Genomic DNA, 20934 nt, shown 5'->3' on the forward strand with positions numbered 1-20934 from the left:
ACCTGAAAGTAGTCGATAGCTTTATTTCGAACCTATAATTTTGGCTGTTCTTAATTGCTGAATGTCTTCAGCGGAGATATTCAAAGCCTGTAAAATCTCCTCATTATGTTGTCCTAAAGTAGGAGCTGCACTTGTTAGGTGACCTGGTGTTTGTGAGAACTTGGCTGGGAAGCCTAATGTACGCATCGGTCCTGCAGTTGGGTGCTCATAGGACAAGACCATGCCACGCTCTAGAATATGTGGATCATTTAATGTTTGATCGTAGGAATAGATTGGGCTAGATGGTACGCCGTGTTCATCCAATAGCGCTAGCCAGTAAATAGCTTGATGCTTGATTAATTCGCTCTCAATTTCTGCCTCCAGTACTTTCACATGTTGGGCACGTGAATAGTTGGTAGCAAAGAGGGGATTGTCTAACCAATCAGGTCGGTTGATAACTTTTGTTGCAAAAATCTCCCATAGCTTTTGATTGCCAGCACCTATTAAAATATAGTCGTCCTGCGTTTTGAAACCTTGATAGGGGGCGGATACCCGATGTGCTGTTCCAGTCCGCTCCGGTAGTTCGCCATGTCCAAAGTAAGCAGCGGCCTCCCATACAGTCCATGCTAGACCTGACTCCACTAAGGAAACATCAATATATTGCCCTTCACCACTACGCAGCTTATAAATATAGGCCATTAAAATAGATTGTAATGCTGTTTGAGCAGCAGCAATATCATTCACAGCAAAGCCGACTTTTACAGGTCGACCATCCGCTTCACCCGTCATATGCATTAAGCCATTCAGACCCTGTGCCATAATATCATAGCCACCCTTTTGACTATACGGACCCGTTTGTCCATAGCCTGAAATAGAGCAATAAATAAGACCAGGATTGATAGCTTTTAATGTGTCATAATCAATACCAAGCTTTTTTGTGACACCTGGTCGATAGTTTTCCACTAGGACATCAACAGATTGGATAAGCTCTTTAAATAAAGCTAATCCCTCTGGCGTTTTTAAATTAATACAAACCCCTTTCTTATTGCGATTGACCATCATATACATATGGCTTTCTTCATTTATAAAAGGACCCATTGTACGGGTATCGTCTCCATTTGGATACTTCTCAATTTTGATAACCTCTGCACCCATATCTGCTAAGACCATCGTGCAATAAGGACCAGCTAATACTTGCGATAAATCAACAACTCTTAATCCTTGTAATGCTTGTTTCATTTAACCTCAGTCCCATCATGTTTGACTAATGTGATGTTGCGTAATCCTTTGACAGAGGTCGCACCTGCTAAAGCGATGGAAACCTTTAATTCATCATAAAGATTGGTCATCACCTTTTCGACGCCCTGTTGTCCTTCAAGGGCTAGCCCATAGACGAAAGGGCGTCCGATTGCAACGGCATCCGCTCCTAAAGCAAGTGCTTTTAAAGCATCCATGCCACGATAGACACCACTATCTAAAATAATAGGAATTTGTCCATTCACAACTTTCGCAATAGCAGGAAGTGCATCAAGTGAACCAATAACACCATCTAATTGACGGCCACCGTGGTTTGATACAATAATGCCATCAATACCATTGTCGATAGCTAGCTTCGCATCTTCAGGATGTAAAATTCCCTTCAATAGTATAGGAAGGTTTGTACGCTTTTTTAATTCTCGAACATGCTCCCAATTAAGTGTTGGGTGGAAGACATTTTGCAAGACACCTTGTACGTAGGACTCGAATGAATCATCAGGTAAAGTGGCTGTAAAAACGGGATCATTCATATAATTGCCTCGTGCATAGCCTAGCTTCAATGGTGAAAATTGATTGCGGACATCTTCTTCACGCCAACCAAGCATTACTGTATCGACAGTTAAAACAATCGCTTCAAATCCGGCTGCCTCCGCTCGTGCCACCATACTAAAAGCGATTTCTTCATTAGTAGACCAATATAATTGAAACCATTTTGTTGCAGAAGGAGCAGCTTGAGCAACTTCTTCAAGTGCATAAGTGGAAACGGTGCTTTGAATATAGGGCATGTTTAAATGCTTGGCAGCACGTACTACAGCAAGCTCACCTTCATCATGAACCATTCCGTTCATGCCGACGGGAGCAAAGAGCAATGGAGTTGGGTATGCTTTACCAAACAAATTAATCGATGTTTGAACATTTGAAACATCATTTAAAAAGCGAGGAACTATAGAATACTTTTCGAAAGCTGCACGATTATTGCGCAGTGTTTGTTCACCACCAGCACCTGAACGGATATAGCCAAAAGGTCCAGCTTCGATTTTTTCCGCTACGGCCCTTTCTAAATCTGCAAAGCAAATGGGGAAGGGGGCTTGTGCAGTAATATTTTTTAAGAGTAGATCACCATCAGTTATGTTTGTCATCGTTACTACCTCACTTATTTATTGAAAATAGGCTTTCTTTTGTTTAAGAAGGCTTGAATACCTTCGTTATAATCATCTGAACTAAATGAATTAAGAACGATCTGTGCCAGCTCATCGCTTTCTTCGTTTTCACCATCTACAATTGCTTGGATCATTTTTTTTATGCCTGCGTTTGCAATGGATGATTTACTTAATAGATGTTCAGCAAAATGCAGCGTGGCACTTTCAATATCCTCTGGCTCATGTAAGGCTGTGATTAAACCAATGTTTTTTCCATCTTGTGCCGTAAAAATGTTGGCTGTGTATAAAATCTCTTTCGCCTTGGCAACACCAACAAGATTGATGAGACGCTTTGTACTTTCAAGATTATAGACAATACCAATATTCGCCGCTGTGATGCCAAGCTTACTCTTTGGTGTCGCTATTCTAAAATCACATGCGTTGGCTAGTTCTAAGCCACCACCAATGGCTAAGCCCTGAATCATAGCAATTGTCGGCTGAGGAAATTTATAGAGGGTATCAATCGCCTTTAGAGCCAAATCATTATAGGCTTTGGCATTGTCCGCGGCATAACGAATATCTAAAAACTCGCTAATATCGGCACCAGATGAAAAGGCTACTTCATTAACGCCACGGACAATTAATAGCTTAATAGAAGAATCTACACGTAACTGCTCAAGTTGCTCTATTATGTTCTGAAACATCGCCTTTGATAAGGAGTTCCGTTTATCAGGTCGGTTTAACACTAACGTTGCAATATAACCATTTTTCTCTACATAAATTTCAGTTGTCATTGTCATTCTCCTCTTAATCCTTTTTCAATTTCGCAGCGAAGCGGTTGCCGATGGATTGAATGCTTTGCACAAGAATGATTAAGATAAAGACAGTTGCATACATAACATCGACCTCATAGCGTAAATGACCATAACGATAGGCGAGGTCACCCAATCCTCCAGCACCAACCATTCCTGCCATAGCCGTAGCACCGATTAAACCAATTGTGGCAATTGTTAAGCCTAAAATAATAGATGGACGAGCTTCACGTAATAGCACATGCCAAATAATATGGCGACGTTTAATACCCATGGCTGTGTAGGCTTCTACCACTCCCGAATCCACCTCTAATAGCGCAGATTCCATCAGTCGAGCAATATAAGGAGCTGTATAGACAACTAGCGGAACGATAACACCTTTAACCCCAATTGTTGTGCCGACGATCAGCTTAGTAAAAGGTAGGATGAAGAATAATAAAATGATGAATGGAACAGAGCGTATAATATTGATGACTAAATTAAAAAATTGATATAAAAATTTATTGTCAAAGGATTGACCTGGTCGTGTTAATACGATTAATAGCCCCAATGGAATCCCAATGAGAATGGAAAACAACAAAGAAATTCCGACCATTTGAAATGTTTCGATAATTGATTTGCCAATTACATCTGACCAATCTGTAATGAAGCTTTGAATACTACTCATTGAATTCGCCTCCTAATTCTTCCACCGCGACGCCATTTTCCGTAAAATATGTGAGTGCCTTTTGGACAATGTGAAGCTCTCCATGTAAATGCACCACAATGTTCCCAACAATGCCGTTTTTTAATTCAATAATATTTGCCGTTAAAATATTTGGTTGTACATCATACACTTTCGTAACTTCTGCTAGTAATGGCTTACCAGTACTTTCACCTAGGAAGGTTAAACGAATGACACTGCCTGAAACATTTAACTGCTCGATCAGGGAAGGGGATAAATTACGTTGTGAAATCGTATTTAAAAACTTTCTCGTTGTAGGATGCTTCGGTTTAGCAAAAAGTTCAATAGCTGTACCAAATTCCACCACTTTCCCTGATTCAAGAACAGAAACCTCATCACATATTTTCTGAATGACATTCATCTCATGTGTAATCAGCAGGATCGTAATGCCTAATTCACGGTTGATTTTTAATAACAATTCAAGAATGGCTTCGGTTGTTTCAGGGTCGAGTGCACTTGTTGCTTCGTCACTAAGTAAAACCTCTGGCTCCTGTGCCAAGGCACGTGCAATAGCAACACGTTGCTTTTGCCCACCTGAAAGTTGGTTAGGGTAGCTGTCTAGTTTGTCTGTTAATCCAACAATTTCAGCATATTTAGCCACACGGTTTTTTACCTCTTTCTCGTTATAGCCAAGTAGCTTTAAAGGAACAGCAATATTATTGTAAACGGTTGCCGTTTTTAATAGATTAAAATGTTGGAAAATCATCCCGATTTTTTGGCGTGTTTGCCGTAATTCATGAAGAGAAAGGGCAGTAATGTCCACATTGTCGATTAACACTTTTCCAGCTGTAGGTCGCTCTAGTAGATTGACGCAACGAATGAGTGTACTTTTACCTGCACCACTATAGCCAATCACACCATGAATTTGTCCTTTTTTTACATGGAGATTGATTCCATCTACAGCCTTAATGATGTCTTTTTTCGTCTTATATTCTTTTGAGATATTTTGTAATTGAATCATCCGATTGATTGCTCCTTTCTCAAGCTCCTAAAAAGCAAGAATCTGCTCGTTTTCCATAGAGGAATTTCGGCAGATTCTTCAGCTACTAGAAGCTTCCTGAATGTATTACCAGCTAGGGATTACTGAACCTTTGAATTCTTCTTCAATGAATTGACGTACTTCATCAGATTGGTAAGCCTCAACGAACTTTTTAATTGTTGGGTCATTTTCATTTTCTGCACGTACCACAATATAGTTCACATATGGAGAGTCAGTAGATTCTAAAAGAATAGCGTCATCTTTAGGATTAATGCCAGCTTCCAATGCGAAGTTTGTATTAATAGCTGCTACATCTACTTCACTAAGCTGCTTAGGAATTTGAGCTGCCTCTAATTCGATGAATTTTAAATTCTTTTTGTTTTCTTCTACATCACGGATAGAGGCTGTTAAATCTGCCCCATCTTTTAATTTTATATAGCCTGCTTCTTGTAAAACAAAGAGGGCACGAGCACCATTTGTTGGGTCATTTGGTAAACCAAACGTTGCACCATCCGGAATGTCATCAAAGGATTTATATTTTTCAGAGTAAATACCCATTGGATTTAAAATTGTTTTGCCTACTGGTACTAAATCTGTATCATGATCTTTATTAAACGTATCGAGGAAAGGCTCGTGTTGATAGCTATTCGCATCAAGATCACCTTCAGATAAGGATGTATTAGGTAAAACATAATCAGAAAATGATTTAAGCTCTACTTCTAGCCCATTTTCTTTGGCTACTTTCGCTGCAACTTCTGCGATTTGTTCGTGTGGACCAGACGTGACACCTACGACGATTTTATTTTCATTAATTGCTTCAGCTTGACCTTTACTCTCTTCTTTAGAGCCACAACCTGCTAGAGCTGCTGCTAATGTAAGACTTGCTAAACCTACTAAAAATTTATTTTTCTTTTTCATGAAAACTACCTCCAAGATTGTTTTTATCGGTTTTTGAAAATAAAAAAACTCTCTTACAAACTAAGAGAGGCTCATGAAAAAATGTCCTCTCTTATCTATCAAACGATAATCGTTTGCAGGATTTAGCACCTTCCTTCTAAAAGGAGGTTGCCGAGCTTCATAGGGCCAGTCCCTCAGCTACTCTTGATAAGAGATTTATCATATTTTTTTGTAATTCCGATAGAACTAATATAATTTATAGGTTATAGTAAGTCAATAAATATTTTTTAAATCTTTTATATTATTATAATATTTTGGCATGAAAGAGGGATAGCAATGTCTGTAAGAGTTAATTATGGTATAGGTTCATTTGGCAAGGTTGTGAGTGCCCGACTGCTAATGGGTACAGACATTATTGAAGGAATAGAGGCACTTTGTGAGGAGAACCAGATTGAGTCAGCAACAATTGTTAGCTGTATAGGTAGCCTTCAAAAAAGTAGCTTTGTTTATTTAGTACCTGATGAAACATCTCAGATTAACGTAAGTTTTAGCGATGTCATTAAAAAAGAGGGACCACTCGAATTGATCCAAGGCTCTGGCGTAGTATGTAAGCGCGATGGGGGATATGAAACACATTTCCATGGTTCTATGAGTGATCAATGGGGCGTTGTGTCAGGGGGGCATTTTATGAAGGGGGGGAACCCTGTTATTACGGCTGACATAGTGCTAGCTGAGGTTCAAGGCATCCAGCACTTTCGAAAATTTGATGAAGAAACAGGCCATGTTCAATTTTATCCATTAGAACACGGTTTACAGCAGCCAAGGAAGATTGAAAAATAGCGAAAATGTACTAACTTTTTCTTTTCACTGAGTTGAATGTTCCTTCCTGAATTAAAAAATGTTAGACCGAGCTTATAATCGGTCTAACATTTTTACTTTTGTCCCAGCCTCATGGCATGGTTAAAGGTTGAATAATTGTAATTGTTCGATTCTATGGATTGCTTCACGTAAGCGTTCCTCGCTAACAAGTAAACCAACACGGATATAGCCTTCGCCATATCGGCCGAAACCATTGCCTGCTGCTACAGCGATATCAGCCTTTTCCAATAATAAATCGGCAAACTGCTCGCTAGTATAGCCTGATGGTACAGGGAGCCATGCGAAGAAGGAGCCTTTTGGAGCCGTTACATGCCAACCAATTCTTTGAGCTTCTTCAATGAGTACATTGCGGCGACCTTCATAGGTAGCTCGCAGTTCATCCACACATTCTTGGGAAGCTGTAAGTGCCGCTGCTGCTGCTTGTTGAATAGCAGGGAATTGACTACAAAACAGATGATCCTGAATCAGATTAATGGCAGCAATAATGTCGGCATTACCGACAGCGAAGCCTATACGCCAGCCTGCCATATTATAAGTTTTGGAGAGTGTGTACATTTCAATTCCTACTTCTTTTGCCCCCTCAGCTTGTAGGAAGCTAATAGGTTTATTACCGTCAAATCCTATTGCCCCATAAGCAAAATCATGTGATACGATAATATTGTGTTCCTTCGCAAAGCGAACGGTCTCTTCAAAAAACGCAAGTGTTGCTGTACCACCTGTAGGGTTGTTCGGGTAATTTAGGTAAAGTAGCTTCGCCTTCTCTTTCACTTCATCAGGTAATGCATGATAATTAGGTAAGAAATCATTTGCAGCTAAAAGTGGCATCACTTCAAAATGGACATCACCTAATACGACACCTGATAAGTAATCTGGATAGCCAGGGTCTGGTAAGAGCATCGTATCACCTGGATTTAATACGGCTAAAGGTAGCTCAACGAGACCAATTTTTGTCCCGCCAAGAATCGCTACCTCTGTGTCAGGATTTAGATTCACATTATATTCACGTTTATAATAGTCGGCAGCTGCTTGACGTAATTCAGCGATACCGCGAAATGGTGAATATTTGTGATTTTGTGGATTTTCAGCCGCCTCCTGTAATGCTTGAATGATATGAGGGGGCGTTGGTTGATCGGGATTTCCTTGACCAAGATTAATGACATCGCGACCTTCTTCTAAGGCATTATTTACTTTTTGAACTAACGCTGCAAAAAATTGAGTGGGTAGTTGCTGTAGTTTTTTAGAGAATTCCATGCATGATCACCCTTTTCAGAATATAATAATTATTATTGAAGAATATGAAGCAAATAGTATTACTTTTTTTAATAATTGTCTAGAGGAGGAATGGATATGAAAATCGGTTGTATTCAATTAAATGTTGGCTTTGGCAAAGTAGAAGAAAATTTTGCACGAGCTGAGGACAAGATTCGAGAAGTGGCAAAAAAAGGAGCAGAAATCATTGTGTTGCCTGAAATGTGGAATACAGGCTATGCGTTAGAGAAGCTGCCTGAACTAGCGGATGTCGATGGTGAACGTACGAAATCCTTCTTGGCTGAATTAGCACAGGAACTTGGTGTACATATTGTAGGTGGTTCTGTTTCAACGAAGAAAGGCGACAAATTTTATAATACGATGTATACATTTGATTGCAATGGAGAACTTGTAGGGGAATATAGCAAAGCACATCTTTTCCGTTTAATGGATGAGCATCTCTACTTAGAAGCAGGGGATGAAATGAATCGATTTGCTCTAGGAGATATTGAAGCTGCTGGGGTCATTTGTTATGATATTCGTTTCCCAGAATGGTTACGTGCACACGCATTACAAGGAGCAAAGGTATTATTTGTACCAGCCCAATGGCCAACACCAAGGATTGATCATTGGAAAACATTGCTGCAAGCTCGTGCGATTGAGAACCAATGTTTTGTAATAGCAGTTAATCGCATTTCAAAAAAGGTAGAAAACTTTAATGGCCAATCGATGATCATACAGCCTTGGGGAGAAGTACTTTGGATCGGTGCAGAGGATGAAGAAGTAGCGGTGATTGATGTAGATTTTTCTATTGTCGATGAAGTACGTGGAAGAATTCCAGTTTATGACGACCGCAGACCAGGACTATATCATGATGTTGTCGTGAAAGGCTAATAGAGGGGCACGCTCAAGATGGAGTAATCTTTTGAGCGTGCCATCTTTTTTCTAGCCCTTATCCTCAATCAATGAATTTGCCAATAGCATAAATTCTAATGTAATGCGGTTATGCCCTTTCATGAAATTTTCACCTAGTAAACCTTCAAGCTTTCTTAAGCGGTGATAGAGTGTTTGACGAACAATAAATAATTGGTTGGCTGTTTGCTGCTTGGAGCCATTTGTTTGTAAATAAACCTGTAATGTTTCAAGAAGCTTGCTATTGTATTTTTTATCGTACTCAATAACGGGCTGTAAATAATCGTAAATCACTTCCTGTAAATTCACTTGCATTTGTAATTTATAGATTAAATGATATAAATGCAAATCATCATAGAAGAAAGAGGACGTTTGCACTTTGCGGCAAATATATAAAGTTTCTAAAGCAGTTTGATAGCTTTTAGGAATTTCTTCTACATCGCAAACAACCTTTCCAACGGCTATTTGAAAACCTTGTGCTTGCTGCTTTTTATAAAAGTCGGTATTGGGCAGTGTGGAAAAAATGCTATTCAATATGTCACGAATAGCTTTACTGTCTTTCGTATGAAGTAAAATAAAAATAATATAGCTTTTTCTTTCGAATAAAAATGGCATAAATCCATGTTGCTCAAATAGATTTCGATAATAAAGCTTACTATAGACCATATCCTCCTGTGTCTTTGTCATTGTAGTAGGAGAGGATAATATAAAGACAGCTCCACTAGATTGTGTATAGCCCGTGTAATGTGTAACGATAAATTTATAGATTTCTTCCTTAGATAATTTTTGATCAATCCAATCGACTAAAATTGTAGCATCCTCAATATTCTTTTTTTCCTCAATATAAAACTCTCGCATTAATAGCTGTGCCAGCGCCGTTGCTGTACGATCTAATATTAATAATTCAAACTCTGAAAATAGTCCATCCTCTCGATAGAGTGTTAAATCTGCATAATGCTGATCAAAGATAAAAATAGGTCCATGTTTAAATTGCTGAGCAGACTTGTTCAATGTTAATAGCTGCTGACGTTTTTGGTGTGTCGTATTGGGGAAAAAGATAGGATTGCGTCCCTTAATGGAGAACATGATTTGTGTTTTTAATTCATTATACATATTTTGTAAAATGTCTTCAGTGTTTTGTCCTAAGACAGCATTTTTGTTCAAAGCTTGTGCATAAGATTCTAGCGAAGAAATCATTAAATATTGCTGATTAATAATTTGGCTATGTAAATCCTGCGTAATACGAACAAAAGGAACTGCCTCATGAAAAACAATAATGGGAAACTGATGCCGGTTTGCCAGTGTTAGTATTGCTTCTGGAACGGTCTGAATATAAGAGCCATACTCAATACAAAGAGCAGCACAATTTTTTTGAATGATGGCTTCTACAAATGCAGCAAAATTAGCGATACTATGCTGGAGACTAATTCCTGTTGTTAATACTAACTCCTCACCAACTAAAAAATGATCAACTTGTACGATTTCAAGAACATGTACCCATTTGATAATTCTTGATAATCCTTCATGACCTGCAACTACCTCTGCCTTATGAAAATACTTATTTTCCAAAACATCTAGTACTTTTAGTTGAAATGAACTCAATTTAGCCCCTCCCTTAGTTATACGCATTGTGTATTTTTTCTGTTTAATGATTTATATTTTCTTATAAATTCGTTGATATAATATTTTAAGAATATTTAGTCTATTTTACATTATGTTTAAAACAAAAGTATAGAATTTTACAGTTTGTCTATTACTTCAACGTTATGAAACATGTAAAATTTTTGTAAGCGATCAAGCAATCTACTAAAAGGGGTGACAGATATGGAGCAACAAACGCATTTACAAAGAGGGTTAAAGAAGCGGCATATGACGATGATTGCTATTGCAGGAGTAATCGGTGCTGGCCTATTTATGGGGAGTGGTTCAGTTATTAATTTAGCTGGTCCAGGGGCCATTTTATCGTATATATTTGCAGGAATTATCGTTGTTTTAGTTATGCGTATGCTAGGCGAGATGGCAGCTGTTAATCCAACGAGTGGCTCATTTGCACATTATGCGCATGAAGCCATTGGCCCGTGGGCAGGTTTTATGATTGGATGGCTGTACTGGTTTTTCTGGGTCATTGCGATTGCACTAGAAGCAACAGCAGCGGCAGCCATTATTCAATATTGGTATGACGGGATGCCTTTATGGCTATTAAGTTTGTTACTAACCGTAGCACTTACTTTAACGAATGTTCTTTCTGTCAAAGCATTTGGTGAGTTCGAGTATTGGTTCTCTCTTATTAAGGTTGCAAGTATAGTGGTCTTTCTTGGTCTTGGTGCCTTCATTATTTTTGGCATCGCCCCAAACTTTAATGCTGTAGGTATGACCAATCTAGTCGGGCAAGGTGGTTTTTTACCTAATGGTTTTGGTGCTGTTCTAATGGGGGTCGTCATTGTTATTTTTTCCTTCATGGGAACAGAAATTGTGGCCATTGCTGCTGGTGAATCAGATGAACCATTAGCTGCTGTAACGAAAGCTACCAATTCCATTACTTGGCGTATTTTAATTTTCTATGTGGGCTCTATTGCGGTTGTTGTAACGCTATTGCCTTGGCATTCCTCCGATATTTTAACAAGTCCTTATGTAGCGGTACTCGATTATATTGGAATTCCTGCTGCCGCACAAATTATGAATTTTGTTGTGTTAACAGCGGTGCTATCGTGTTTAAATTCAGCACTTTATGCAACATCACGCATGGTATTTTCTTTAGCAGAAAAGGGAGAAGCGCCAAAAGCATTTTTAAAATTAAACAAAAAAGGTGCACCTGTCAATGCCATTTTAGCAGCTACATTTTTCTCGTATATTGCAGTCATTATGAATTATGTTTCGCCAGATAAAGTTTTTATGTTTTTACTGAGCTCTTGTAGTGCGATTACTTTAATACTTTATTTAATCATTGCCTTTTCACAATTAAGAATGCGACGCAAGATTGAACAAGAAAATTTAGAGCTATTAAAGGTGAAGATGTGGTTATTCCCTTATTTAACGTATTTCACAATATTTGCTACAACAGCTTTATTAATGGCGATGTTCTTTATAGAGTCTATGCGCTCACAAATTTTATTTACATGCGTTGTCGTCGCTATTGTGATGATTTTCTATGTGCTTACTCAAAAGAAAAAGACGATTAAACAACCCGATGAATCAAGTTCTATTTTTAGCAAAGAAGAATTCGATTTTGAACAATAATACGATAAAGGAGTGGTCTAATTATGACAGTTCAGCAAGAAATGAAAACGCTCACACATTTTATCCAAGGGGAAGAGGTAGCTGGTACAAGTGGCCGATTTTCAGAGGTTTATAATCCATCAACAGGAGAGGTTATTGCAAGAGTACCACTTGCTTCAAGAGATGAGGTAAAGCATGCTATTCAGCTTGCAAAAGAAGCCTTTCCAGCATGGAAAAAACGATCAATTGGTAAACGGGTAGAAGTGTTACATCGATTCCGTCAGTTGTTAGTAGAAAAACAGGAAGAGCTTATCGATGTGATTTGTCAGGAAAGTGGTAAAACAAAGGATGATGCAAAAGGTGAAATCGTTCGTGGTATTGAATCCGTTGATATGGCGATTAGTGCACCGCAAATGCTAAAAGGAGAGTACTCAGTCAATGTAGGTGGTAATATAAATGCCTTTTCTGCCAAATCACCACTCGGCGTAGTGGCAACTATCGCACCATTTAATTTCCCTGTTATGGTACCGCTTGCGATTACAAGCATGGCTGTGGCAGTTGGAAATGCCGTTATATTGAAGCCATCAGAGCGCGTACCGATGTCTGCTCTCTATATAAGTCAATTATGGAAAGAGGCAGGTTTACCAGATGGCATTTGGACTGTTGTCAATGGAGATAAAGAGGCTGTCAATGAACTATTAGAAAATAAAGAGATTCAAGCTATCTCATTTGTTGGCTCAACACCTGTTGCTGAATATATTTATCAAACAGGAACAAAGCACAATAAACGTGTTGCGGCATTTGGTGGTGGGAAGAACTTTATGATTGTGATGCCAGATGCCAACCTAGAACAAACGGCGAATGCCTTTTTAGGAGCAGCGTATGGTGCAGCATCACAGCGCTGTATGGCGATTTCAGGTGCACTTGTTGTAGGCAAAGATACCGAGCAACGGTTTACGGAACTATTAAAAAATAAAATCTCTCAACTAAAGGTTGGACCTTATACAGAAAAAGACGTCGATTTCGGACCAGTCATCACTAAAGAGTCGAAAGGAAAGATTATTCATTCTATCGATGAGGCAGTCACTGAAGGGGCAAATCTTGTGATTGACGGAAGAAATCCGAAAGTATGTGAAACGTCAAATGGCTTTTATCTTGGCCCAACCCTCCTTAATAATGTCACATCGGAAATGAAGATCTTTAAAGAAGAGGTCTTTGGTCCAGCACGTATTGTTGTAGGGGTGAACTCATTACAAGAGGCAATAGATTTAATCAATAACCATGAGCTTGGCAATGGAGTAACCATGTTTACAAGCAGTGGAGCAGCAGCACGGAAATTCCAAGAGGAAATAGAAGTCGGCATGGTAGGTGTGAACGTACCTATACCAATCCCTGTTGGCTATCATAACTTTGGTGGATGGAAACGCTCTAAGTTCGGTGAAGGGCATATGTTTGGCCCAGATCAGGCAAGATTCTTTACAAAGGCCAAAACGATTTCTGAGCGCTGGCCAGATGAAACGGAGGATACAACAAGTTCCTTTGCGTTCCCAAGTAATAATGATGCGAAAAACTAATATAGTGAGGGGTGTTTGATGATGACACAGACAAATCTTAAAAGTGATGTATTATCTAAGGATGAGCAATATGTTTGGCATTCTATGAAACCATATAATCCGCAAGCCACATATGTAGTAGAGAGGTCTGATGGTGCAAGAATTATGGATACAGATGGTGTGGAATATATTGATGCAATGGCAGGGCTTTGGTGTGTCAATGTTGGCTATGGACGGAAAGAGTTAGCAGATGCGGCACATGAGCAAATGATGAAAAATGCTTATGCACCTTTATCTCAGGGTCATTTGCCTGCAGTGGAATTAGCTGAGAAGCTAAATGAACTACTTGGTGGAGATTACGTTATTTTCTTCTCCAATAGTGGATCAGAGGCGAATGAAACAGCCTTTAAAATTGCTCGGCAATACCATCAGCAAAAAGGACAAAGCTCACGCTATAAAATTGTCTCACGCTACCGTGCTTATCATGGTAACTCCTTTGGGGCTTTAGCGGCAACGGGGCAGGCGGAGCGCAAATATAAATACGAGCCACTATCTCCAGGTTTTATCCATGTCGCACCACCTGATCAATATCGTGAGCATGAAAGCGATGCTATTGCGCCATTGGATTTAGCGAGTGTAAAGGCTGTAGATAAAACGATGACATGGGAACTGAGTGACACAATTGCAGCTATGATCTTAGAGCCTATTATTACAGGTGGCGGTGTCATTATGCCTCCAGAGAATTATTTAAAAGGCATTGAGGAGGTGTGTAAAAGGCATGGTGCTTTACTGATTGTGGATGAGGTTATTTGTGGCTTTGGTCGAACAGGTAAGCCTTTTGGATTTATGAATTACGGTGTTAAGCCAGATATAATTACGATGGCTAAAGGAATTACAAGTGCCTATTTACCATTGTCAGCAACAGCCGTGAAGCGTGAAATTTATGAGGCGTTTAAGGGCTCAGATGCATACAGCTATTTCCGCCATGTGAATACATTTGGAGGCTCTCCTGTGGCATGTGCAGTTGCATTAAAAAATATTGAAATTCTTGAGCAAGAAGCGTTGTTTGAGCGTTCCAAGGAAATTGGCGCTGCAACACTACAAACATTGCAGCAACAATTACAGCATCATCCAAATGTAGGAGATGTGCGTGGCAAAGGTTTATTAATTGGGATTGAATTAGTTGCAGATAAAGTCTCGAAAGAACCTTTACCAGTGGAGAAGGTGAATGCTGTCATTGCCAAATGTAAAGAACAAGGGATTATCATTGGAAAAAATGGAGCAACTGTTGCAGGGTTTAATAATGTCTTAACGCTATCACCACCACTTAATATTGTACAAGAAGATCTTGATCGTATACTCGATGTGGTTGTGGATAGTGTAAATAAGCTGTAAAGAATGTTGATATGGTTCTAAAAGCCTTAGAGTAAAGGCTTTTAGAACTTTTATTTGTGAAGCTTTATAACGCAGATGCAAGATAGTAGTATTTATTATAGCTCGATAAAAATAATTATAAAATTCTGAAATTTAATAAAAAAATACTGGAAAAATTGTATTTCGTAGTTTATAGTTAATAAAAAATTAATTTTTCTGATAATTAAATGTAAAAAGTGTCCTGTAGGGAATATTTTTTTGATTACTTATTTTCAGCAGTGGAATAAATAGGTGTTGTTGGTTGAACTATAGTTTCTGATGAAAAGCAATTGTAATAGTTGAGAGAGTCATGTCTTCCTCTAATTGAATTGTCTAATCGTAATGAAAGTATAGTTTATTTTTTGTCTATTTATTTTCATCAGTGGAGAAAATAAGTGATTTTAGTAATTATATTTCTTAATTTAAGTGTTAAGAAATATTTTTATATATTTTTACAAAGGGAGTAGATGAGATGAATTATGTTAAAAAGTTGGTTTTTGTAATTCTATGTACATTGCTTTTAGCAGCATGCGCAGAGAAAGATAATTCTAATGCATCAAACACTGGGGAGAAGTCTACTACAGAATCAGGCACAGCAAGTTCAAAGAATGAACTTGTCATTGCTGTAAATGAAAACTTTATTTCCATGGATCCTCATAATACAGGAGATACAAATTCGAGTTCTGTACAGGAGACCATGTTAGAAGGTTTACTAGGCTTTGATGCTGATGGACAAATTATGAAGGTTTTAGCTGATGATTATTCAATTAGTGAAGATGCTCTGGAGTATACATTTAAGCTACAAGAAGGGGTCACTTTCCATGACGGGGAACAGTTTAATGCAGAGGCTGTAAAAGCCAATATTGAACGAATCATGAATGATGAAAGTTTACGTTTATATTCACGTGGTTTTAGCTTAATCAGCAAAGTTGAAATTCTAGGTGACTATGAAATTAAAGTTACTTTAAAAGAACCATACGGACCAATGATCACGCGTTTCGGAGTGGCTAAAATGATCAGCCCAAAAATGATTAAAGAAAATTTAGCTGATATTCCGAAGCAGCCTGTTGGTACAGGACCTTATAAATTTGTTGAATGGGTACAAGGGGATCATTTAACAATTGAAAACTTCGACGGCTATTGGGGTGGTGGTGATCGTGTTTCTAAAATTACGTATAAGCCAGTACCAGAGAACGGATCACGTGTGGCAATGCTAAAAGCTGGGGATGCACAAGTGATCTATCCAGTGCCAGCACAAAATATCGACGAGCTTTCTAACAATAAAGATGTAGAAATTAATAAAGTTCCTTCTACAATTGCTCATTATGTGTCGCTAAATACGTATAAGAAACCTTTGGATGATATTAAAGTACGACAAGCATTTAATTATGCGGTAGATAAAGAAGCTTATTTAAAAGTTGTAAATGCAGGGCTGGGTTTACCACTAGACTCTATTATTCCTTCCAAAACGGTTTATTATAAACAGCAAAAAATGTATGAACACAATATTGAAAAGGCAAAAGAATTATTGACTGAAGCTGGCTATCCTAATGGCTTCGATATTGAAATCTGGGGGAACACAAACTCAGATACGATGAAGGGCATGCAGTTTATTCAACAACAGTTGAGCCAAATCGGTGTAAAAGTTGAGATCAAATCAATGGAAGAAGGTACTTTGTCAGATGAAATCTACGGTGCACAAACTCCAGATGATGCGAAATTGCAAATGTGGTATGTGAGCTGGTCAGCCTATGCTTCAGATATAACGAATGCGACAAAACCTCTTTTCCATAGTGTATCATTCCCACCAAATGGTGCAAACACAGCCTATTATCAAAATCCTGAGGCAGATCAACTAATGGATGAAGCGAATTCTATTTCAGATGTAGATCGTCAGGCTGAACTGTATGAAAAATTACAGGAAATCGTTTATCAAGATACACCTTGGATTTTCTTAGGGGTAGATGAGGTCGTATATGGTGTACGTTCAAATGTCAGCGGTGTGTTAGTCAACCCAACAGGTGGACTCGATGTGAAAAACGCAAAAGTTGAGTAATGTTGCACAATAAAAGGAATTGATGATGGTCAATTCCTTTTCTACAACATAGAAAGGAGGAGGTTGTCTTGTGGAAATATACAGCAAAAAGAATTGTTGAAATGATACCAATATTAATTGTTATTTCAATCTTAACATTCTTGTTTATCCATTTAATACCAGGTGACCCTGCACGATTAGTAGCTGGTAAGGATGCCACGCTAGAAGATGTTGAAAATGTACGGCATGAGTTGGGTTTAGATAAACCCATTCTTAAACAATACGTGGATTATATGAAAAATTTGTTGACGGGTGAACTTGGAACATCCTTAACAACTGGATTACCGGTAATTGATATGTTTAAAACAAGGTTTATGCCTTCCCTCCACCTTACTTTCCTCTCCATGTTTTGGGCTACATTAATTGGTTTAATGATTGGTGTTTTTTCAGCCATCAATAAAAACAAATGGCCTGATTATTTTGGAATGGTAACAGCGGTTTCTGGTATTTCAATTCCAGGATTTTGGTTGGGACTATTGTTGATTCAATTATTTTCAGTACAGCTAGGATTATTCCCAACAGGTGGATTGGATGGCTTTTCAAGTTATATTTTACCTTCCTTGACCTTAGGGGCAGGCATTATGTCAATGATCGCTCGATTTACTCGTTCTTCCATGCTTGAAACGTTACAAGCTGATTTTATAAGAACGGGAAGAGCAAAAGGATTAAAGGAACATTCCGTGATTGTGACGCATGCATTACGAAATTCCTTAATTTCTGTTGTAACGGTAGCAGGCTTACAATTTGGTTTTCTACTAGGGGGTTCAGTGGTAGTTGAGACGGTATTTAGCTTTCCAGGAATGGGGCGTCTGCTAATCGATTCGATTGCATTTCGAGACTACCCTGTCATTCAATCAGCACTGCTGTTATTCGCATTTGAATTTATTGTAGTGAATTTAATTGTTGATGTGCTTTATACCGTGTTAAACCCGAAAATCCAATTAGATTCTTAAGGGAGGGAATAAAATGACTTCATCAACTACTGTGCAAAATAGCCAAGTGCAAAAAACACAAAGGAAATACTCTCCTCTTAAAGAATTTTGGAAGTCCTTTAAAAAACAAAAGGCCGCATTGATTGCAAGCATCTTTATAGGATTGTTAATTGTAGTTGCTATTATTGGTCCTTATATCGCACCATATGATCCGTTTGAACCGAATTATGATGCTTTATTAGAGGGACCAAGTGCCAGTCATTTAGCAGGAACGGACGAATATGGGCGGGATATTTTTAGTCGTTTGATAGTGGGAGCGAAAATATCTCTGATGGTGAGCTTTAGTGCCGTATTTTTAGGCTTAATGTTGGGGACTGTTTTAGGTTTAATTAGCGGTTACTTTGGTGGTTGGATTGACAAAATCATCATGCGTAGCTGTGATGTACTGTTTTCATTCCCTGATTTATTGTTAGCGATTGCCATTGTAGCCTTATTGGGCCCTGGTATTAATAATGTCATCATTGCTGTCATGATTTTTAGTGTGCCGTCCTTTGCACGTTTAGTGCGAGGTGCCACTTTGAATGCGAAAGAAAATGTATACGTAGAGGCAGCACAATCAATGGGTGCTTCGCATGTCAGAGTGCTGTGGAAACATATTTTCCCTGAAACGATTAGTGAATTAATTATTTTCGTCACAATGCGTATCGGAACAGCTATTTTAGCAGCTTCTAGTTTGAGCTTTTTAGGCTTAGGTGCCAGCCCTGAAATGCCTGAGTGGGGAGTTATGCTAAGCAGTGGCCGTGACTACTTAGGGACATCTTCTCATGTAGTCATTATGCCGGGTATTGCCATTTTTTTAACCGTGCTAGCATTTAACTTAATAGGTGATGGATTACGAGATGTGTTAGATCCAAAAATTAAAAATAATTAAGGAGAATGCCTATGACAGAACATGTATTGCGAGTAAGTGACTTAGAAACGTCCTTTACGCGTGATAAAACAGAAATCAAAATTTTAAGAGGTGTCAATTTTTCAATCCGTAAAGGAGAGATATTAGGCTTAGTTGGAGAATCAGGTAGTGGAAAAAGCTTAACGTCATTATCCATCATGCAATTATTTCATGGTACTACAGGTGAAATTGTGAATGGCTCTATTCATTTCAATGGAGAGGATTTAACGAAAATGTCTGAATCAGAAATTCGGAAAATTCGTGGCAAGCAAATGGCGATGATTTTCCAAGAGCCTATGACTTCTTTAAATCCTGTTTTAAAGATTGGTAAGCAGTTAATGGAAGCAATCGAAATGCATTTGAAGCTGCCAAAGAACGAAAGTAAACATCACGCCATCCAAATGTTAAAGAGTGTAGGCATAGGAAGGGCAGAGGAAATCATTCATGAATACCCGCATCAGCTATCAGGAGGAATGAGACAGCGAGTAATGATTGCTATGGCAATGGCCTGTCAGCCCAAGCTACTTATTGCTGACGAACCAACTACTGCGTTAGATGTAACGATACAAGCTCAAATATTAGAGCTGATGAAAAAGTTAAAGGAAGAACATGAGACGGCTATTTTACTGATTACACATGATTTGGGGGTTGTTGCTGAAATGTGCGATAAGGTAGTCGTTATGTATGCAGGGCAGGTTGTGGAGGAAGCAGATGTCTTTGAACTATTCGCTAGCCCTAAACACCCGTATACAAAAGGTTTAATTGCATCAGTACCTAAAATAGGAGATAAAAAAGAAGTATTAGATTCTATCAATGGGCAAGTGCCGTCCCCGCAAAATATGCCAAAAGGTTGTAAATTTGCTCCACGATGTGATCATGCGATGTCTATATGTCGTCAGGAAAGTCCACCGACATTGAAAATTTCAGCTACACGTCAATGTAGCTGCTGGCTATATGCGAAAAAGGATGTGGAAGCTAATGTCTAACAGTATTTTAAAAGTGGAAAATTTAAAAAAGAGTTTTCAGATAGCAGGTGGACTATTTCAAAAAAGGCAACATGTTAATGCCGTAATAGATGTTTCCTTTGAAATAGAAGAGGGTACGACATTTAGTCTAGTAGGAGAAAGTGGTTGTGGAAAATCTACCACAGGCAGATTAATCACTCGATTAATAGCACCAACAAGTGGAAGCATCGTTGTGGATGGAAAAGAAGTAGCTACTGCAAAACAATCAGACTTAAAGCATTTAAGGCAAACAGTTCAAATGATTTTTCAAGATCCCTATGCTTCATTAAATCCGAGAATGAAGGTAAAGGAATTAATTGGGGAGCCTTTAGAAATTCATACAAAACTTTCAAAAGCTGAACGTGAAAAGCTTGTACTCGAAATGCTTGAAGTGGTTGGATTAAATGCTGAACAGGCAGATCGCTATGCACATGAGTTCAGTGGCGGACAAAGACAGCGTTTAGGCATTGCACGTGCTTTAATAACAAAACCAAAATTAATTATTGCTGACGAGCCTGTGTCTGCATTGGATGTGTCGATACAATCGCAAATTTTGAATTTATTAAAGCAATTGCAGCAGGAATTTAAAATATCCTATCTCTTTATTTCTCACGATTTAAGTGTTGTAGAACATATAAGTCATTATATTGGTGTCATGTATTTAGGGACCATTGTTGAAATTGGACGAAAAGAAACCATATTTAATGATCCTAAGCATCCTTATACGCAAGCTCTTATTGCTTCTGTACCAATTGCAGACCCAACGTTAAGAAAAAAGAAAAAAGTGTTAATAGGTGATATTCCAAACCCTAAAAATCCGCCAAGTGGTTGTACCTTCCATACAAGGTGTCCCCTTGCATCAGATATATGTAAGCAAGTCATTCCAGAAATGAAAAAAATGAACGAAGAACAAAGTGTTGCATGTCACTTTGTCAATTAATAGAGA

At 38.5% G+C, this 20934-nt stretch carries 18 protein-coding genes and 1 riboswitch; of the genes, 10 read left to right on the forward strand and 8 right to left on the reverse strand.

The genetic code is table 11. The features are described 5' to 3' along the window. Positions 1–21: 21 nt before the first annotated feature. From V6670_RS02240 to V6670_RS02265, 6 genes are all read right to left on the reverse strand, one after another. Complete coding sequence (locus tag V6670_RS02240) at positions 22–1218, reverse strand: CoA transferase (RefSeq protein ID WP_058843615.1); 1197 nt, start codon at positions 1216–1218, stop codon at positions 22–24. Continuing rightward, positions 1215–2375 carry an alpha-hydroxy acid oxidase gene (locus tag V6670_RS02245; RefSeq protein WP_338652398.1) on the reverse strand — a complete coding sequence of 387 codons (1161 nt, stop codon included), beginning with the start codon at positions 2373–2375 and terminating at the stop codon, positions 1215–1217. Before V6670_RS02245 ends, V6670_RS02240 begins: the two co-directional genes overlap by 4 nt. 14 nt (positions 2376–2389) lie before the next feature. Beyond that, positions 2390–3169, reverse strand: a complete 780-nt coding sequence (locus tag V6670_RS02250; protein WP_338652399.1) for an enoyl-CoA hydratase-related protein — start codon at positions 3167–3169, stop codon at positions 2390–2392. A 13-nt stretch (positions 3170–3182) separates the two neighbouring features. Then, positions 3183–3854, reverse strand: a complete 672-nt coding sequence (locus tag V6670_RS02255; RefSeq protein ID WP_338652400.1) for a methionine ABC transporter permease — start codon at positions 3852–3854, stop codon at positions 3183–3185. Next, complete coding sequence (locus V6670_RS02260) at positions 3847–4872, reverse strand: ATP-binding cassette domain-containing protein (RefSeq protein ID WP_141903928.1); 1026 nt, start codon at positions 4870–4872, stop codon at positions 3847–3849. The genes V6670_RS02255 and V6670_RS02260 overlap by 8 nt, the downstream gene beginning before the upstream one ends. 105 nt (positions 4873–4977) lie before the next feature. Continuing rightward, positions 4978–5808, reverse strand: coding sequence for a MetQ/NlpA family ABC transporter substrate-binding protein (locus tag V6670_RS02265; protein WP_058843618.1), 831 nt, complete (start codon positions 5806–5808; stop codon positions 4978–4980). 88 nt (positions 5809–5896) lie between these two features. Then, positions 5897–6001, reverse strand: a riboswitch (SAM riboswitch). Between the two features lie 122 nt (positions 6002–6123). On the opposite strand from V6670_RS02265, the gene V6670_RS02270 reads away from it, so the two are divergent. Next, positions 6124–6627, forward strand: a complete 504-nt coding sequence (locus tag V6670_RS02270; RefSeq protein WP_338652402.1) for a PPC domain-containing DNA-binding protein — start codon at positions 6124–6126, stop codon at positions 6625–6627. Between the two features lie 120 nt (positions 6628–6747). Here V6670_RS02270 and V6670_RS02275 read toward each other — a convergent pair whose 3' ends face one another. Beyond that, entirely contained in the window at positions 6748–7917 is a 1170-nt protein-coding gene (locus V6670_RS02275; RefSeq protein ID WP_338652403.1) for a pyridoxal phosphate-dependent aminotransferase, read from the reverse strand. Between the two features lie 96 nt (positions 7918–8013). On the opposite strand from V6670_RS02275, the gene V6670_RS02280 reads away from it, so the two are divergent. Continuing rightward, entirely contained in the window at positions 8014–8808 is a 795-nt protein-coding gene (locus V6670_RS02280) for a carbon-nitrogen family hydrolase (protein ID WP_338652404.1), read from the forward strand. A 51-nt stretch (positions 8809–8859) separates the two neighbouring features. On the opposite strand, the gene V6670_RS02285 is transcribed toward V6670_RS02280, so the two are convergent. After that, positions 8860–10428 carry a PucR family transcriptional regulator ligand-binding domain-containing protein gene (locus tag V6670_RS02285; protein ID WP_338652406.1) on the reverse strand — a complete coding sequence of 523 codons (1569 nt, stop codon included), beginning with the start codon at positions 10426–10428 and terminating at the stop codon, positions 8860–8862. Positions 10429–10650: 222 nt separating this feature from the next. Between V6670_RS02285 and V6670_RS02290 the strand changes: the two genes are divergently transcribed. From V6670_RS02290 to V6670_RS02325, 8 genes are all read left to right on the forward strand, one after another. Beyond that, positions 10651–12063: an amino acid permease gene (locus tag V6670_RS02290; protein ID WP_338652407.1), complete on the forward strand. Its 1413-nt coding sequence runs from the start codon at positions 10651–10653 to the stop codon at positions 12061–12063. A 23-nt stretch (positions 12064–12086) separates the two neighbouring features. Next, positions 12087–13616, forward strand: a complete 1530-nt coding sequence (locus V6670_RS02295; RefSeq protein ID WP_338652409.1) for a CoA-acylating methylmalonate-semialdehyde dehydrogenase — start codon at positions 12087–12089, stop codon at positions 13614–13616. Between the two features lie 21 nt (positions 13617–13637). Then, positions 13638–14990: an aspartate aminotransferase family protein gene (locus V6670_RS02300; RefSeq protein ID WP_338654441.1), complete on the forward strand. Its 1353-nt coding sequence runs from the start codon at positions 13638–13640 to the stop codon at positions 14988–14990. 490 nt (positions 14991–15480) lie between these two features. Then, a complete protein-coding gene (locus V6670_RS02305; RefSeq protein WP_141903915.1) occupies positions 15481–17064 on the forward strand; it encodes a glutathione ABC transporter substrate-binding protein in 1584 nt (527 codons plus the stop codon). 68 nt (positions 17065–17132) lie between these two features. Next, positions 17133–18056 carry a nickel ABC transporter permease gene (nikB, locus tag V6670_RS02310; protein WP_058843625.1) on the forward strand — a complete coding sequence of 308 codons (924 nt, stop codon included), beginning with the start codon at positions 17133–17135 and terminating at the stop codon, positions 18054–18056. Between the two features lie 13 nt (positions 18057–18069). Further along, on the forward strand, positions 18070–18966 hold the full coding sequence (locus V6670_RS02315; RefSeq protein WP_338652413.1) for an ABC transporter permease subunit: 897 nt from the start codon (positions 18070–18072) through the stop codon (positions 18964–18966). Between the two features lie 11 nt (positions 18967–18977). Then, positions 18978–19970 carry an ABC transporter ATP-binding protein gene (locus V6670_RS02320; RefSeq protein ID WP_338652415.1) on the forward strand — a complete coding sequence of 331 codons (993 nt, stop codon included), beginning with the start codon at positions 18978–18980 and terminating at the stop codon, positions 19968–19970. Next, complete coding sequence (locus V6670_RS02325; RefSeq protein ID WP_338652417.1) at positions 19963–20928, forward strand: dipeptide ABC transporter ATP-binding protein; 966 nt, start codon at positions 19963–19965, stop codon at positions 20926–20928. Before V6670_RS02320 ends, V6670_RS02325 begins: the two co-directional genes overlap by 8 nt. The last annotated feature ends 6 nt before the right edge of the window (positions 20929–20934 follow it).

It is taken from the genome of Lysinibacillus sp. Y5S-8, from assembly GCF_036894365.1.
GTDB classification, from domain to species: Bacteria; Bacillota; Bacilli; order Bacillales_A; family Planococcaceae; genus Lysinibacillus; species Lysinibacillus fusiformis_D.